Genomic DNA, 15,540 nt, shown 5'->3' on the forward strand with positions numbered 1-15,540 from the left:
GATGGCTGATTCCGAGGGTTCCGGGAACAAACGGCACGGCGCGGGCGCCCGCAACAAGGCGCGCAAGCGTGCCGTCGACGTGCTCTACGAAGCGGAGGCGCGCGAGCTCGATCCCGTCACGCTGATCGCCGAGCGCGTCGGCTCCACGGATGTGCCACCGGTCAACGACTACACGGTGGCCCTTGTCGAGGGGATCCAGGCGAATCTGGCCCGGATCGACGAACTGCTCGCCGAGCATTCGGAGGGGTGGACGGTCGAGCGCATGCCCGCGGTCGACCGCGCGCTGCTCCGGATGGGGCTGTACGAACTGCTGTGGGCTTCGGATGTGCCGGACGCGGTCGCCATCGACCAGGCCGTCGAGCTCGCGAAGGTGCTCTCCACCGACGACTCGCCGCGATTCGTCAACGGGGTGCTCGGGCGTATCCAGCTGATCGCCGACCAGCTGCGCGCCGTCCTGTGATTCACCCGAAGTAGGGGACCGGGCACTATGTGTGCCCGGCCGACGGCATACCAATACCGGCTTGGACTCGCGTGGTCCAAGCCGGTACGTGGTTATTCGTCGTGCGCCGGGCGGGCCTCCGGGGGCAGCACGCCCCAGTCGATCAGCCGCTCGGTGAGCTCACCGGGTGCCATGTCGTAGATGATCGCGAGCGAGCGCAGGTCCTCGTTGCGGATGGAGAGCACCTTGCCGTTGTAGTCCCCGCGCTGGGCCTGGATGGTGGCCGCATACCGCGCGAGCGGGCCGACCTTCTCCACCGGCAGCTGCTGCAGCCGTTCCAGGTTGATCACGATCTTCGTCGCGGGCTCGGTCACGGCGGGGCTGCGGCCCTCCGGAAGCAGTTCGGCGACCGGGACTCCGTAGAAGTCCGCGAGCTCCGAGAGCTTCTGCACGGTCACAGCACGGTCGCCGCGCTCATACGAGCCGACGACGACCGCTTTCCACCGGCCCGCCGACTTCTGCTCGACACCATGCAGCGACAGGCCCTGCTGCTGGCGGATACCACGAAGTTTCGCACCGAGTGCTTTGGCGTACTCGCCCATCTGGCGGTTCTCCATTCCCTACGTCCCCGGCGCCTCACGAGCGTCCACCGGGAGCTACCGTCAACACGCAGAGTAATGGTTACCGAGTGTTGTCACAACCGTCAAGCGTAATTCTTTTCGGGCGGATGCATAACTCCTGTCACCGGGATGCGCGGTTCAGTGCGCCGCCTGCTACGGTTCCACCAGCCGTTCGGGTGTTGCCCGTACGGGATTCGGACACCTTTAAGGCCCGTCCAGTGAGGCGGGGAAGGAGTCATGTGACGACACGCCGAGAAGGCGTGACGCCGGCCGAGGAACCAGAGGGTCAGCGAGTGCTGCTCGCCGAGGCCGATGTCGCGCGCACCATTGCCAGGATGGCCCATCAGGTCATCGAGAAGACCGCACCCGAAGAGGGCGCCCCGCCGGTCCTGCTCGGGATCCCGAGCAGGGGAGCGCCACTGGCCAGGCGACTGGCCGGGCGGATCGCCGAGTTCTCCGGGCAGACCGTGGACACCGGGATCGTCGACGTCACGCTCTACCGGGACGATCTGCGGCTGCGCCCGAACCGGCCGCTGGAACCGACCACGCTGCCCGAGGATGGTATCGACGGCAGGCTGGTCGTGCTCGTGGACGACGTGCTCTACTCCGGGCGCACCATTCGTGCCGCCCTCGACGCGCTGCGTGATCACGGCAGACCGAAGGCGATCCAGCTCGCGGTGCTCGTGGACCGCGGGCATCGTGAGGTGCCGATCCGCGCCGACTACGTCGGCAAGAACGTGCCCACATCCCGCGCGGAGGACATCGCCGTGCTGCTCACCGAGACCGATGGAACCGACGGCGTGGTCCTGCGGCCCGCGCGGGAGGAGGGGGATCAGGGGTGACACACCTGCTTTCCGCCGAACATCTCGGCCGGGACGACGCGGTGGCGATCCTGGACACCGCCGAGGAACTCAAGCGCACGCTGCTGCACCGGGAGGTGCGCAAGCTCCCCACGCTGCGCGGGCGGACCGTGGTCACGATGTTCTACGAGAACTCCACCCGGACCCGGGTCTCCTTTGAGATCGCCGGGAAGTGGATGAGCGCGGATGTGATCAACGTGTCCGCGAGCGGTTCCTCGGTGAGCAAGGGCGAGTCGCTGCGGGACACCGCCGCCACGCTCGCCGCGGCCGGGGCCGACTGTGTGATCGTGCGCCATCCCGCCTCGGGCGCACCGCAGCGGATCGCCGGCTGGCTCGACGGGGTCAGCGTGATCAACGCGGGCGACGGCATGCACGAGCATCCGACCCAGGCCCTGCTGGACGCGGCGACCCTGCGGGAACGGCTCGGCGGGCTCGAGGGCAGACGGGTGCTGATCGTCGGCGACGTGCTGCACTCCCGGGTGGCCAGGTCCAATGTGCACCTGCTGCGCACCCTCGGCGCCGAGGTCACCCTGGTGGCGCCGCCGACCATGCTCCCCGACGGGATGGACCGCTGGCTCGACGAGGCCGAGGTCCCGGTCAGCTATGACCTGGACGCGGAACTGCCGGGCACCGACGCGGTGATGATGCTGCGGGTGCAGGCAGAACGGCTCGGCGGGGGCGGGGACTCGTCCGCGGGCTTCTTCCCGTCGACGCGGGAGTACTCGATCAGTTACGGGCTTTCCGAGGCCCGTGCCCGCCTGCTGCCCGAACACGCGGTGATCCTGCATCCCGGCCCGATGCTGCGCGGGATGGAGATCGCCTCCTCGGTGGCGGACGCCCAGAACTCGGTGATCACCGAGCAGGTGCGCAACGGAGTGCACGTGCGCATGGCGGTGCTGTACCACCTGCTCGCATCGGAGGAGACGAAATGAGTTCGCTGTTCAAGGGGGTCCGCCCGTACGGCGAGGACCCGGTCGACATCCGCGTCGAGGGCGAGGTGATCACCGAGATCGGTACCGGGCTCGAACCGGGCGAGGCGCAGGTCTACGAACGGGACGGGCTCGTCGCGCTCCCCGGGTTCGTCGATCTGCACACGCATCTGCGGGAACCGGGCCGCGAGGACACCGAGACGATCGAGTCCGGTTCGGCCGCGGCGGCACTGGGTGGCTACACGGCGGTGTTCGCGATGGCCAACACCGACCCGGTCGCGGACAACGACCTGGTCGTGGAGCACGTACACCGGCGGGGCCAGGCGGTCGGACTGGTGGATGTCCAGCCGATCGGCGCGGTCACCGTCGGACTGCGCGGGGAACGGCTCGCCGAACTGGGGGCCATGGCGCGCAGCTCCGCCGGGGTCCGGGTGTTCTCCGACGACGGGCACTGTGTCGCCGATCCGCTGGTGATGCGCAGAGCGCTGGAGTACTCGAAAGGGCTCGGCGCGGTGATCGCCCAGCACGCCGAGGAACCCCGGCTCACCGTGGGCGCGCAGGCGCACGAGGGCGCGAACGCGGCACGGCTCGGGCTCGCGGGCTGGCCCGCGGCCGCCGAGGAGGTCATCCTGGCGCGCGACTGCCTGCTCGCCGGTCAGCTCGGCGCCCGGCTGCACGCCTGCCATGTCACCACCGAGGGCGGCGCGGATGTACTGCGCTGGGCCAAGGCCCGCGGGGTCGAGGTCAGCGGTGAGGTCACCCCGCACCACCTGCTGCTCACCGATGAGCGGCTGGCCGGCTACGACCCGGTGAACAAGGTCAACCCGCCGCTGCGGGAGGGCTCGGATGTGCGCGCGCTGCGCGAGGCGCTCGCCGAGGGGGTGCTCGACTGCGTGGCCACCGACCACGCCCCGCACGCAGTGCAGGACAAGGACTGTGAATGGTCGGGAGCGCGCCCGGGCATGCTCGGGCTGCAGACCGCGCTCTCGGTCGTGGTGGAGACGATGGTGCGCACCGGGCTGCTCGACTGGCGCGGGGTCGCCCGGGTGATGAGCGAGCGGCCCGCGGAGATCGGCGGACTGGCCGGGCACGGGCGGCCGATCGCGGTCGGCGAACCCGCGAACCTGGTGCTACTGGACGAATCGGCGGAGTGGACGGTGCGCGCGAGTGAGCTGGCCAGCATTGCGCACAACTCGCCGTATGACGGTATGCGGCTGCCTGGCACGGTTGTCACGACCGTGCTGCGCGGCACGGTGACCGCGGACGAAGGGAAACTCGCCTGATGGAACGGACGCTTTTGGTACTCGCGCTGCTCGCGTTCTGCGCGCTGTGCGCCGGTCTGATGTGGCTCGGTTTCCGCAACCGCCGCAAGCGCCAGGCCGATCTGCCCGCCCTCCCCGCGATGCCCGCCGAGCTAGACCGCACCGAGCGGCTCGACCCGATCGAGGGCGTGTACGTCTCGACCACGACCACCGAGAGCTGGCAGGACCGGGTCGGGCAGGGCGATCTCGGATTCCGTTCCCGGGTCGCCGTGCACCTCTACGAACAGGGCGTGTACTTCGAACGGACCGGTGCCCACGAGCTCTGGATCCCGCGTTCGGCGATCGAACACGTGCGCACCGCCCGCGGCCTCGCGGGCAAGGTGATGGGCACCGAGAGCCTGCTGGTGTTCCGCTGGTCGGTGGAGGGAAGCACCTTCGACACCGGGGTGCTGGCCGACGATCCGGCCTGCTACTCGGCATGGCTGACCGCATTCGGCGGCGAACTGGCGAAAGGAGAACCGCGATGACCGCGGCACTGGTGCTCGAGGACGGCCGGGTGTTCCGCGGCGAGTCGTTCGGGGCGAGTGGCAGCACGCTCGGTGAGGTCGTGTTCTGCACGGGGATGACCGGATACCAGGAGACCCTGACCGATCCCTCGTATCACGGGCAGATCGTGGTTTCCACGGCCCCGCAGATCGGCAACACCGGATGGAACGGTGAGGACGACGAGTCGGGCCGGATCCAGGTCGCCGGTTACGTGGTGCGGGATCCGTCCCGGCGCAGCTCGAACTGGCGGGCGAGCGGCTCGCTGGACGAGGCCCTGGAACGGGACGGCGTCATCGGCCTCGCCGGAGTCGACACGAGGGCGCTGACCAGGCACATCCGCGAACGGGGCGCGATGCGGGCCGGGATCTTCTCCGGCGCGGCGCTCGCGGACGAGGACGCGATGGTGGCCCGGGTGCGCGAGGCACCGGCGATGGCCGGCGCGGACCTGGCCGGTGCGGTCTCCACACCCGAGCCCTATGTGGTCGGGGCCGACGGCGAACGCCGGTTCCGGGTGGCCGCGCTCGATCTCGGGATCAAGTCGAACACGCCGAGGATGATGGCGGCCCGCGGGATCGAGTCGCATGTGCTCCCGGTTTCCGCGAGCCTGAACCAGGTGCTCGCGGCGGAACCGGACGGGGTGTTCTTCTCCAACGGCCCCGGTGACCCGGCCACCCAGGAGCACTCGATCGAACTGGTGCGCTCGCTGCTCGAACGGCGGATTCCGCTGTTCGGGATCTGCTTCGGCAACCAGATCCTCGGGCGGGCGCTCGGCATGGGGACCTACAAGATGACCTACGGGCACCGCGGGATCAACGTGCCGGTGGTGGACACCGCCAGCGGGCGGGTCTCGATCACCGCGCAGAACCACGGATTCGCGCTGGAGGGGGAACCGGGCGCGCCGTTCGGCACCCCGTTCGGCTCGGCCGTGGTCAGCCACGTCTGCCCGAACGACCAGACCGTGGAGGGGGTGCGCTGCCTCGAGGTGCCCGCGTTCTCGGTGCAGTACCACCCGGAGGCGGCCGCGGGACCGCACGATGCCGCCGTGTTGTTCGATGAGTTCACCGAGCTGATGGAGTCCCACCGTGCCCAAGCGCACTGATATCGAACATGTGCTCGTGATCGGCTCGGGTCCGATCGTGATCGGGCAGGCGTGCGAATTCGACTATTCGGGCACCCAGGCCTGCCGCGTGCTGCGCGCCGAGGGGCTGCGGGTCTCGCTGGTGAACTCGAACCCGGCGACGATCATGACCGATCCGGAGTTCGCCGACGCCACCTACATCGAGCCGATCACGCCGGAGTTCGTCGAGCAGGTGATCGCCAAGGAACGCCCGGACGCGCTGCTGGCCACCCTCGGCGGGCAGACCGCCCTGAACGCAGCCGTCGAGCTGCACGAACGCGGGGTGCTCGAACGCTACGGGGTGGAGCTGATCGGTGCGGACATCGATGCCATCCAGCGTGGTGAGGACCGGCAGAAGTTCAAGGACATCGTGGCCTCGGTCGGCGGGGAGGTGCCGCGCAGCCGGGTGTGCCACTCCATGGCGGAGGTGCGCGCCTTCGTCGAGGAGCACTCGCTTCCGGTAGTGATCCGGCCCTCGTTCACCATGGGCGGGCTCGGCTCGGGCATGGCGCACACCGAGGAGGATCTGGAGCGGATGGCCTCGCTGGGGCTGTCCGAGTCCCCGGTGCACGAGGTGCTCATCGAGGAGAGCGTGCTCGGCTGGAAGGAGTACGAGCTCGAGCTGATGCGCGACCGCAACGACAACGTCGTGGTGGTCTGCTCGATCGAGAACGTGGACCCGATGGGCGTGCACACCGGTGATTCGGTGACCGTCGCGCCCTCGATGACGCTGACCGACCGCGAATTCCAGCACATGCGCGATGTGGGCATCGACGTGCTGCGCGCGGTCGGGGTGGACACCGGCGGCTGCAACATCCAGTTCGCCATCGACCCGGAGACCGGGCGGATGGTCGTGATCGAGATGAACCCGCGGGTCTCCCGTTCGAGTGCGCTCGCTTCCAAGGCGACCGGGTTCCCGATCGCGAAGATCGCCGCGAAACTCGCCATCGGCTACAGCCTGGACGAGATCACCAACGACATCACCGGGGAAACCCCGGCCTCGTTCGAGCCGACGCTGGACTACGTGGTCGTGAAGGTGCCCCGGTTCGCGTTCGAGAAGTTCCCGGCCGCGGACCCGAGCCTGACCACCACGATGAAATCGGTCGGCGAGGTGATGTCGATCGGGCGAAACTTCACCGAGGCGCTCGGCAAGGCACTGCGCTCGAGCGAGACCAAACGGGTCGGATTCTGGACCGCGGCGGCCCCGGAGCGAAGCCTGGAACAGACCCTGGAAGTACTGCGCACCGGGCACGACGGCCGGATCTACGCGGTCGAGCAGGCGTTGCGGCTCGGGGCGAGCGTCGAGCAGGTGGCCGCGGCCTCCGGCGTCGACCCCTGGTTCGTCGACCAGATCGCCTCGATCAGCGAGTTCGGCGCCGTGCTGCGCGAGGCGGCCACCCTGTCCACGGAGCTGTTGCGCCGGGCCAAGTACATGGGGATCTCGGACGCGCAGATCGCCGCCCTGCGCCCGGAGCTGGCTGGCGAGGACGGGGTGCGCACCCTGCGGCACCGGCTCGGGGTGCGCCCGGTGTTCAAGACGGTGGACACCTGCGCGGCCGAGTTCGCGGCCAAGACCCCGTACCACTACTCCGCCTACGAACTCGATCCGGCAGCGGAATCCGAAGTCACCGCGCAGCGTGCACGGCCCAAGGTGATCATCCTGGGTTCCGGGCCGAACCGGATCGGGCAGGGCATCGAGTTCGACTACTCCTGCGTGCACGCCGCGCTGTCGCTGCGCGCGGCGGAGTTCGAGACCGTGCTGGTCAACTGCAACCCGGAGACCGTCTCCACGGACTACGACACCGCGAACCGGCTCTACTTCGAACCGCTGACCTTCGAGGATGTGCTCGAAGTCGTGCACGCCGAGCAGCAGTCCGGCACCGTGGCCGGGGTGATCGTGCAGCTGGGTGGGCAGACCCCGCTCGGGCTGGCGAAGCGGCTCGAGACCGCGGGGGTGCCGATCGTGGGCACCAGCCCGGACGCGATCCATCTCGCCGAGCACCGCGGCGCGTTCGGCGAGGTGCTGGAGCGGGCCGGGCTGCCCGCTCCTCGCTACGGCACCGCGACCAGCTTCACCGGGGCCAAGGAGATCGCCGACGACATCGGCTACCCGGTGCTGGTGCGCCCGTCCTACGTGCTCGGCGGCCGCGGCATGGAGATCGTCTACGACGAGGCGTCGCTGGCCGACTACATCTCCCGGGCCACCGAGGTCACCCCGGAACATCCGGTGCTGGTGGACCGGTTCCTGGACGATGCCATCGAGATCGACGTGGACGCGCTCTGCGACGGCGAGGAGGTGTTCCTCGGCGGGGTGATGGAGCACATCGAGGAGGCCGGGGTGCACTCCGGCGACTCCTCCTGCGCTCTTCCGCCGATCACCCTCGGCGTCCAGGACATCGAGGCGGTGCGCCGTTCGACGGAGGCGATCGCGCACGGAGTCGGGGTGCGCGGGCTGCTCAACGTGCAGTACGCGCTCAAGGACGACGTGCTCTACGTGCTCGAGGCCAATCCGCGGGCCAGCCGCACCGTGCCGTTCGTGTCCAAGGCGACCGCGGTGCCGCTGGCCAAGGCGGCCGCCAGGGTCATGCTCGGTGCCCGCATCGCCGATCTGCGTGCCGAAGGAGTACTGCCCGCCGAGGGCGATGGCGGGCACACTCCGCCGCACGCGCCGATCGCGGTCAAGGAAGCGGTGCTGCCCTTCCACCGATTCCGCACTCGCGAAGGCGAGGGCGTGGATTCGCTGCTCGGGCCGGAGATGAAGTCCACCGGCGAGGTCATGGGGGTGGACGCCAGCTTCGGCAAGGCCTTCGCCAAGTCCCAGGCCGCGGCCTACGGCTCACTGCCGACCAAGGGCACCGTGTTCGTCTCGGTGGCCAACCGGGACAAGCGGGCGATCATCTTCCCGGTGAAACGGCTCGCCGACCTCGGGTTCGCGATCCTGGCCACCGAGGGGACCGCCGAGGTGCTGCGCCGCAACGGGGTGGAAGCCACCGTGGTGCGCAAACACTTCGAGGCCGAGGACAACATCGTCAGCCAGATCCTCGCCGGCGAGGTGAGCATCATCATCAACACTCCGTACGGCAACCGGGGGCCGCGCGCGGACGGCTACGAAATCCGTACCGCCGCGGTGGCCCGTGATATTCCCTGCGTCACCACGATCCAGGGCGCGGCGGCCGCGGTGCACGGCATCGAGGCCTCGATCCGCGGGGACATCGGGGTGCGGCCACTGCAGGAACTCCACCGGGACCTGGCATGACGGGACCCGCGGAGACCTTCGGCGAACGGCTCGCCTCGGTCACCGGGGAGCGCGGCAGGCTGTGTGTGGGCATCGACCCGCATCCCGGCCTGCTGCGCGACTGGGGGCTCGAGGCGGATACCCGCGGGCTGGAGAGATTCGCCAGGACCTGTGTGGAGGCCTTCGGATCACTCGCCGGGGTGATCAAACCGCAGTCCGCGTTCTTCGAGTCCTACGGTTCGGCGGGCATCGCGGTACTCGAACGGGTGCTCGCGGACGCGCGCGCGGCGGGGGCGGTGACCCTGCTGGACGTCAAGCGCGGCGACATCGGTTCCACCATGAGCGCCTACGCGCAGGCCTACCTCGCGGACGGCGCACCGCTGGCCGCGGACGCGATCACGCTCTCGCCCTATCTGGGCTTCGGCTCCCTCGAACCGGCGATCGAGCTGGCCAGACGCACCGGGAGGGGAGTGTTCGTGCTCGCCCGCACCTCCAATCCGGAGGGGCCGAGCGTGCAGCAGGCGCAGGCGGGCGGGCCGGGCAACCGCTGCATCGCCCAGACCATCGTGGACCGCGCGGCCGAGATCAACGCGGACGGCGGGGGCAGTGTCGGCGTGGTGATCGGCGCGACGGCCGCGCACGGGCTCGACATCGGCTCGCTGCGGGGCCCGATCCTCGCCCCTGGGTTCGGGGCGCAGGGGGTCGGTCCGGAGGAGCTCAGCAGCGTGTTCGGGGCCGCGCGGGAACACGTGCTGCCTGCCTCCTCCCGGGACATCCTGGCCAAGGGGCCGGATGTGGACCGGTTGCGGAACGCGGTGCGCACGGTGTCGGCATTACTCTCCGAACACGAATGAGCGATTAATTGACTACTACGAGTCAAATAATGGTGGTAAAGCGGACAATGACCGGCGTGTCGACCTTCAGGGGGCTGTGAACGGCGGCGCCGCTCTGGTAGAACGATCAGTCGTCGCGACCCGCGCAGCACGCAAGCTCACCCCCGCGTCACAGCGGTTTTTCGCAGGTGGGTACGGTCGCGAAGCGGAACAAATCCGATCGACCCCCGAACGAAACCACGGAGGAAATCGTGGCCCTTCCCCAGCTGACCGAGGAGCAGCGGGCCGCAGCCCTGGAGAAGGCGGCTGCCGCTCGGCGTGCCAGGGCTGAACTCAAAGAGCGTCTGAAGCGAGGCGGTACCAGCCTCAAGGACGTTCTCGACAAGGCCGAGAGCGACGAGGTGCTCGGCAAGATGAAGGTCGCTGCTTTGCTCGAGGCGCTTCCCGGCGTCGGCAAGGTTCGTGCGCAGCAGATCATGGAGCGGCTCGAGATCGCCCCGAGCCGTCGGCTTCGCGGTCTCGGTGAGCGTCAGCGCAAGGCATTGCTCGCCGAGTTCGCGGCCTGACGCGTGCCAGGGCACGCGGGCGCCCCCGAGCGGGGCGCCAGCCGCAAAGGCGACGCCTCGAAGGGCCGGCTGGTTGTTCTGGCCGGCCCTTCTGGCGTCGGCAAGAGCAGTATCGTGGCCGAACTGCGCAAGCTGTACCCGGAACTGTGGTTCTCCGTCTCGGCGACCACCAGGGAACAGCGCCCCGGTGAGGTGGACGGGCGGGACTACCGCTTCGTCGGCCCGGCCGAGTTCGACCGGATGATCGCCGAGGGCGAACTGCTCGAATGGGCCGACATCCACTCCGGGACACACCGTTCCGGAACCCCGCGCCAGCCGATCGAGGAGCGCCTGAACAGCGGTGAACCCGCACTCCTCGAACTCGACCTGCAGGGTGCGCGCTCGGTGCGCGCGGCGATGCCGGATGCCCTTCTCGTGTTCATCAACCCGCCGAGCTGGGACGAGCTCGTCGTGCGGCTGACCGGACGCGGCACCGAGTCCGAGGAGGTCGTCGCCCGCAGGCTGGCGACCGCCAGGGAGGAACTCGCCGCACGGCCGGAGTTCGACACCGAGATCGTCAATGCCGACGTGCACTCGGCCGCGCAGGAATTGCTAGACTTGCTTACCGGGGCGTAGTCCCCGACCACCGCTTTCGCACATTCGCTCTGGAGTAGACGCACCGATGACCATGCCAGCGGGGACATCCGCGAGCGCCAAACCGGCCAACCCGGACGAGGGAATCACCGCCCCGCCGATCGACGACCTGCTCGAGCACGTCAGCTCGAAGTACGCGCTCTCGATCTTCGCGGCCAAGCGGGCCCGTCAGATCAACGACTACTACGCGCAGCTCGGCGAGGGCCTGCTCGAGTACGTCGGACCGCTTGTCGAGCCGGGCCCGAAGGAGAAGGCGCTGTCCATCGCGATGCGCGAGATCCACTCCGGCCTGCTCGAACACACCGAGGGCGAGTGAAATAGTTCCCAGCGCGTTGACATCGGGTTGACGCGTGAGTGTGCTTGTCTCGTGACTGAGCCTGACGGCGCGGTTCCCACTCCGCGCGAGAAGAAACGGATCGTGCTCGGTGTCGGTGGTGGCATCGCCGCGTACAAGGCCTGCGAGGTTCTTCGCGGCCTCACCGAATCCGGCCACGAGGTGCGGGTGGTGCCGACCGAGGCAGCACTGCGCTTCGTCGGCGCGGCCACCTTCGAGGCGCTGTCCGGGAATCCCGTGCACACCGGGGTCTTCGAGGACGTCCCCGAGGTCGAGCACGTGCGCATCGGACGGGAGGCGGACCTGGTCCTGGTGGTTCCGGCCACCGCCGATCTGCTCGCCCGCGCCGCCCACGGTAATGCCGACGATCTGCTCACCGCGACCCTGCTGACCGCAAGCTGTCCGGTCCTGTTCGCGCCCGCGATGCACACCGAGATGTGGGAGAACGCGGCGACCAAGGCGAACGTGGCGCTGCTGCGCTCCCGCGGTTCAGTGGTCACCGAGCCCGCGAGCGGCAGGCTGACCGGTAAGGACACCGGCAAGGGCCGGCTCGCGGAACCGGCCGAGATCGTCGCTATGGCGAAGCTGCTGCTCACCAGGCCGGACGCGCTGCCCTACGACCTCGCGGGCAAACGCGTGGTCGTCTCCGCGGGCGGTACCCGGGAGCCGCTGGACCCGGTGCGCTGGCTCGGCAACCGTTCCTCCGGCAAACAGGGCTACGCGCTCGCCCAGGTCGCTGCCGCGCGCGGCGCCCAGGTCACCCTCGTCAACGCGCACACCGCCGCGCTTCCCGAACCCGCGGGCGCCGAGCTGGTACAGGTACGGACCGCTGCGGAACTACACAAGGCGATGAAGGATGCGGCCCGGGTAGCCGATGTCGTCGTCATGGCGGCCGCCGTTGCCGATTTCCGGCCGGAAAGTGCGGCGGATCACAAAATAAAAAAGTCAGAAAAAGAGCCGGACGCGGTTCGGCTCATTCGCAACCCGGACGTGCTCGCCGAATTGGTATCGGCCCGTACGAAAGGACAGGTCATCGTCGGTTTCGCGGCGGAAACCGGTGACGAATTCGGCGATGTTCTCACCCATGCGCGCGCCAAGCTCAAACGGAAGGGTTGCGACCTTCTCGTCGTCAACGCTGTCGGCGAAGGGGGCGCGTTCGAGGGCGACGATAACCAGGGATGGTTACTCTCCGCTGATGGTCTGGAGACGCCGGTTCCGCGTGGTTCGAAGGCCGCACTCGCTGCCGCAGTGTGGGACGCGGTAGCCATGACCGCCGTATCCTGACATGATCGGGTGCGTCCAAATTAACCGTGACTACTAGTCCACTACTGAGCTAGGGGAGTTTTGTGAGTAGCAGGTTGTTTACCTCGGAGTCCGTCACAGAAGGGCATCCGGACAAGATCTGTGATGCCATCTCGGACTCGATTCTGGACGCGTTGCTCGCCCAGGATCCTCGTTCTCGTGTCGCCGTGGAAACCATGATCACCACGGGACAGGTGCACGTCGCGGGCGAGGTCACTACCGAGGCATATGCCGATATTCCGGATATCGTCCGCAAGAAGGTCCTGGATATCGGTTACGACTCGTCCGCGAAGGGCTTTGACGGAGCCTCGTGCGGTGTGAGTGTCTCGATCGGCTCACAGTCACCCGATATCGCACAGGGCGTGGATACCGCGCACGAGAAGCGCGTCGAGGGTGCGATCGACGAGATCGCCGCCCAGGGTGCCGGTGACCAGGGTCTGATGTTCGGCTACGCGTGCGCCGACACGCCCGAGCTGATGCCGCTCCCGATCGCGCTCGCGCACCGCCTTTCCCGTCGGCTGACCAAGGTCCGCAAGGACGGGGTGCTGCCGTACCTGCGCCCGGACGGCAAGACCCAGGTCACCATCGAGTACGACGGGGAGAAGCCCGCACGTCTCGACACGGTGGTGCTGTCCACCCAGCACGCCGAGGGCATCGATCTGGACAAGATGCTCGCCGTGGATATCAAGGAGCAGGTGGTCGGGCCGGAGTTCGCCGAGCTCGATCTGGACACCAGCGAGCCGAAGCTGCTGGTGAACCCGACCGGCCGGTTCGTGGTCGGTGGCCCGATGGGTGACGCTGGGCTGACCGGACGCAAGATCATCGTGGACACCTACGGCGGTATGGCCCGCCACGGTGGTGGCGCGTTCTCCGGGAAGGACCCGTCCAAGGTGGACCGTTCGGCCGCCTACGCCATGCGCTGGGTCGCCAAGAACGCGGTCGCCGCCGGGCTCGCCGGACGCATCGAGGTGCAGGTCGCCTACGCGATCGGCAAGGCCGCCCCGGTCGGTCTGTTCGTGGAGACCTTCGGCACCGAGAACGTCGACCCGACGAAGATCCAGCAGGCCATCAACGAGGTCTTCGATCTGCGTCCCGCGGCGATCATCCGGGACATGGATCTGCTGCACCCGATCTACAGCTCGACCGCGGCCTACGGCCACTTCGGGCGTACCGATGTGCAGCTGCCCTGGGAGGACACCTCCCGCGCCGAGGCGCTCGCCTCCGCCGCCAAGCTGTAACCGCAGGGCATTACGAAAGGGCTGGGCCACCCACGGGTGGCCCAGCCCTTTCGTGTCGTGTTCAGTCCGGCGGCGGAGGAACCTCGTCGAACGGCGTGTCGTCGATATCGCAGGTCGCGCCGTCCCGCGGGCGGTGCAGGGTGAACAGGTAGTCGCGCTTGACCGCCTCGGCGCAGTGGCTGCGCACCAGCATCGTGGAGTGCCCCGAGCCGTTCACCACGAGCATCCGCGCGTTGCGCAGTTCCCGCTGACCATCCCGGGCCCCGGCGAGCGGGGTCGAGGGATCGTGCCGCGAGTTGATCATCAGGATCGGCGCGGGGGAGCGGTCGTAGGGCCCGAGGTAGCGATCGGTGGCGTGGGCCCGCCAGTAGGCGCAGGGCATCATGTCGTACACGCCGAGCGCGCCCCAGTACGGCACCCGATGGGTCTCCCGCGCGGCCGCGCGCGTGTACGGCTCGGATCCGCGCGGCACGATGGAGTCGGCGCACTGGATGGCGTTGAACGCTTCGCCGCTGTTGTCCTGGTACGGCGCGGAAGCTCCGGGCGGGGCCTTCCCGGTCTGCGGCTCGCCGGAGGCCACGTAGAGCTTCTGCAGCAGCACCGCCATGTCCTGCCACCGGTCCGGGCTGGCGAGCTTGCCGTTGACCTCGTTGATCACGTCCGCGTAGGTGTAGCTCGTCCCGTCCACGACCAGCGGCTTCTGCCTGGCTGCGGCGGTGAGGGCCGCGAACTTCGCTTCGAGGTCACCACCGGCGAATGCGCACCGGGCATCGGGAGCGGCGCACTGCCGCAGGAAGCTCGCGAAGGTGTCCGCGACGCCTTCGGGTACCCGCTGCCGGGTGTCCAGCGGAGTGGTCCGGCCCTGATCGCTGTGTCCGGTGCTGTTGCCCTGGAAGTCGAGGGAACCGTCGAACACCATGGCGCGCACCCTGTTCGGGAACAGGCTCGCGTAGGTCGCGCCGAGCTGGGTTCCGTAGGAGATGCCGTGGTAGTTGAGCGCGGAGTCACCGACCGCGCCGCGCATGCGGTCCAGGTCCCGCGCGGTGTCCGCGGTGGACACGTGGTCGAGCAGCCGCCCGGACTGGGTACGGCACCGGTTCGCGAGCTCCCGGTTGTCCCGGTAGAACGCGGTGCGCTCGGCCGCGGTGTCCGGAAAGGCGGGGATCCGGGCCATGAACTCGTCCCGGCTCGCCGTGTTCGGGAAGCAGTTCACCGGGACGGATTTGCCGACCCCGCGTGGATCCCAGGAGACCAGGTCGAACCGCTTGCGCAGCTGTTCGGAGAACAGCCAGTCCCAGTGCGCGCGCTGGCGCAGGTGTTCCACGCCGTCCCCGCCCGGGCCGCCGAAGTTCACGAACAGCGAGCCGATCCGGTGCACCGGGTCGGCGGCCGGGAGCCGGATCATCGCCAGCTGGATCTGTTCGCCTTCCGGATGGTCGTAGTCGAGGGGTACGGGCAGCTTGGCGCACTGGAACCCGTCCTGACAGTCGGTCCAGTCCGGCGCGGGTGCCGGTGCGGCGGCGTGCGCTGGTCCGGCGCCGACCGACGTGGCCAGCACCGCCGCGCATGCGAGGGAAAGCAGGGCGCGCATGTCCGTTGATCCTGCCCGGGCGGGGCGGGTACGCC

The 15,540-nt window shown here is 68.9% G+C and carries 15 protein-coding genes; 13 read left to right on the plus strand and 2 right to left on the minus strand.

What is annotated here, in order from left to right; genetic code table 11:
* The first annotated feature begins 1 nt into the window (after window position 1).
* On the plus strand, window positions 2-460 hold the full coding sequence (gene nusB / locus A37U_RS0138265) for a transcription antitermination factor NusB (RefSeq protein WP_020501934.1): 459 nt from the start codon (window positions 2-4) through the stop codon (window positions 458-460).
* A gap of 92 nt (window positions 461-552) precedes the next feature.
* Here nusB and bldD read toward each other — a convergent pair whose 3' ends face one another.
* Window positions 553-1,041, minus strand: coding sequence for a transcriptional regulator BldD (bldD, locus tag A37U_RS0138270; RefSeq protein ID WP_020501935.1), 489 nt, complete (start codon window positions 1,039-1,041; stop codon window positions 553-555).
* A 257-nt stretch (window positions 1,042-1,298) separates the two neighbouring features.
* On the opposite strand from bldD, the gene pyrR reads away from it, so the two are divergent.
* From pyrR to metK, 12 genes are all read left to right on the plus strand, one after another.
* Window positions 1,299-1,901, plus strand: a complete 603-nt coding sequence (gene pyrR, locus A37U_RS0138275) for a bifunctional pyr operon transcriptional regulator/uracil phosphoribosyltransferase PyrR (protein ID WP_040589940.1) — start codon at window positions 1,299-1,301, stop codon at window positions 1,899-1,901.
* On the plus strand, window positions 1,898-2,851 hold the full coding sequence (locus A37U_RS0138280) for an aspartate carbamoyltransferase catalytic subunit (protein ID WP_020501937.1): 954 nt from the start codon (window positions 1,898-1,900) through the stop codon (window positions 2,849-2,851). Before pyrR ends, A37U_RS0138280 begins: the two co-directional genes overlap by 4 nt.
* Window positions 2,848-4,131: a dihydroorotase gene (locus A37U_RS0138285; protein ID WP_020501938.1), complete on the plus strand. Its 1,284-nt coding sequence runs from the start codon at window positions 2,848-2,850 to the stop codon at window positions 4,129-4,131. Before A37U_RS0138280 ends, A37U_RS0138285 begins: the two co-directional genes overlap by 4 nt.
* Window positions 4,131-4,637, plus strand: coding sequence for a PH-like domain-containing protein (locus A37U_RS0138290; protein ID WP_020501939.1), 507 nt, complete (start codon window positions 4,131-4,133; stop codon window positions 4,635-4,637). Before A37U_RS0138285 ends, A37U_RS0138290 begins: the two co-directional genes overlap by 1 nt.
* Window positions 4,634-5,755, plus strand: a complete 1,122-nt coding sequence (gene carA / locus A37U_RS0138295; protein WP_020501940.1) for a glutamine-hydrolyzing carbamoyl-phosphate synthase small subunit — start codon at window positions 4,634-4,636, stop codon at window positions 5,753-5,755. The genes A37U_RS0138290 and carA overlap by 4 nt, the downstream gene beginning before the upstream one ends.
* Complete coding sequence (gene carB, locus A37U_RS0138300) at window positions 5,739-9,029, plus strand: carbamoyl-phosphate synthase large subunit (RefSeq protein ID WP_020501941.1); 3,291 nt, start codon at window positions 5,739-5,741, stop codon at window positions 9,027-9,029. Before carA ends, carB begins: the two co-directional genes overlap by 17 nt.
* Window positions 9,026-9,862 (plus strand): orotidine-5'-phosphate decarboxylase, encoded by an 837-nt coding sequence (gene pyrF / locus A37U_RS0138305; RefSeq protein WP_020501942.1) that lies wholly within the window; start codon window positions 9,026-9,028, stop codon window positions 9,860-9,862. The genes carB and pyrF overlap by 4 nt, the downstream gene beginning before the upstream one ends.
* A gap of 230 nt (window positions 9,863-10,092) precedes the next feature.
* Window positions 10,093-10,407 (plus strand): integration host factor, actinobacterial type, encoded by a 315-nt coding sequence (gene mihF / locus A37U_RS0138310; protein ID WP_026198054.1) that lies wholly within the window; start codon window positions 10,093-10,095, stop codon window positions 10,405-10,407.
* 3 nt (window positions 10,408-10,410) lie between these two features.
* Entirely contained in the window at window positions 10,411-11,022 is a 612-nt protein-coding gene (gmk, locus tag A37U_RS0138315) for a guanylate kinase (protein ID WP_020501944.1), read from the plus strand.
* Window positions 11,023-11,068: 46 nt separating this feature from the next.
* Window positions 11,069-11,356, plus strand: coding sequence for a DNA-directed RNA polymerase subunit omega (rpoZ, locus tag A37U_RS0138320; RefSeq protein WP_020501945.1), 288 nt, complete (start codon window positions 11,069-11,071; stop codon window positions 11,354-11,356).
* 51 nt (window positions 11,357-11,407) lie between these two features.
* Complete coding sequence (gene coaBC, locus A37U_RS0138325; protein ID WP_276143758.1) at window positions 11,408-12,658, plus strand: bifunctional phosphopantothenoylcysteine decarboxylase/phosphopantothenate--cysteine ligase CoaBC; 1,251 nt, start codon at window positions 11,408-11,410, stop codon at window positions 12,656-12,658.
* Window positions 12,659-12,732: 74 nt separating this feature from the next.
* Window positions 12,733-13,914: a methionine adenosyltransferase gene (gene metK / locus A37U_RS0138330; protein WP_026198056.1), complete on the plus strand. Its 1,182-nt coding sequence runs from the start codon at window positions 12,733-12,735 to the stop codon at window positions 13,912-13,914.
* A gap of 61 nt (window positions 13,915-13,975) precedes the next feature.
* On the opposite strand, the gene A37U_RS0138335 is transcribed toward metK, so the two are convergent.
* Window positions 13,976-15,505 (minus strand): alpha/beta hydrolase, encoded by a 1,530-nt coding sequence (locus A37U_RS0138335; RefSeq protein ID WP_020501948.1) that lies wholly within the window; start codon window positions 15,503-15,505, stop codon window positions 13,976-13,978.
* Between the last annotated feature and the right edge of the window lie 35 nt (window positions 15,506-15,540).

Source organism: Sciscionella marina DSM 45152, assembly GCF_000379465.1.
In the GTDB taxonomy this organism is placed as follows: domain Bacteria; phylum Actinomycetota; class Actinomycetes; order Mycobacteriales; family Pseudonocardiaceae; genus Sciscionella; species Sciscionella marina.

Bases quoted from the DNA above. Each gene is read 5' to 3' on its own strand.
- A37U_RS0138285 (WP_020501938.1), top strand. From the start codon at position 2,848: ATGAGTTCGCTGTTCAAGGGGGTCCGCCCGTACGGCGAGGACCCGGTC.
- nusB (WP_020501934.1), top strand. From the start codon at position 2: ATGGCTGATTCCGAGGGTTCCGGGAACAAACGGCACGGCGCGGGCGCC.
- pyrF (WP_020501942.1), top strand. From the start codon at position 9,026: ATGACGGGACCCGCGGAGACCTTCGGCGAACGGCTCGCCTCGGTCACC.
- carA (WP_020501940.1), top strand. From the start codon at position 4,634: ATGACCGCGGCACTGGTGCTCGAGGACGGCCGGGTGTTCCGCGGCGAG.
- bldD (WP_020501935.1), bottom strand. From the start codon at position 1,041: ATGGGCGAGTACGCCAAAGCACTCGGTGCGAAACTTCGTGGTATCCGC.
- A37U_RS0138290 (WP_020501939.1), top strand. From the start codon at position 4,131: ATGGAACGGACGCTTTTGGTACTCGCGCTGCTCGCGTTCTGCGCGCTG.
- rpoZ (WP_020501945.1), top strand. From the start codon at position 11,069: ATGACCATGCCAGCGGGGACATCCGCGAGCGCCAAACCGGCCAACCCG.
- A37U_RS0138335 (WP_020501948.1), bottom strand. From the start codon at position 15,505: ATGCGCGCCCTGCTTTCCCTCGCATGCGCGGCGGTGCTGGCCACGTCG.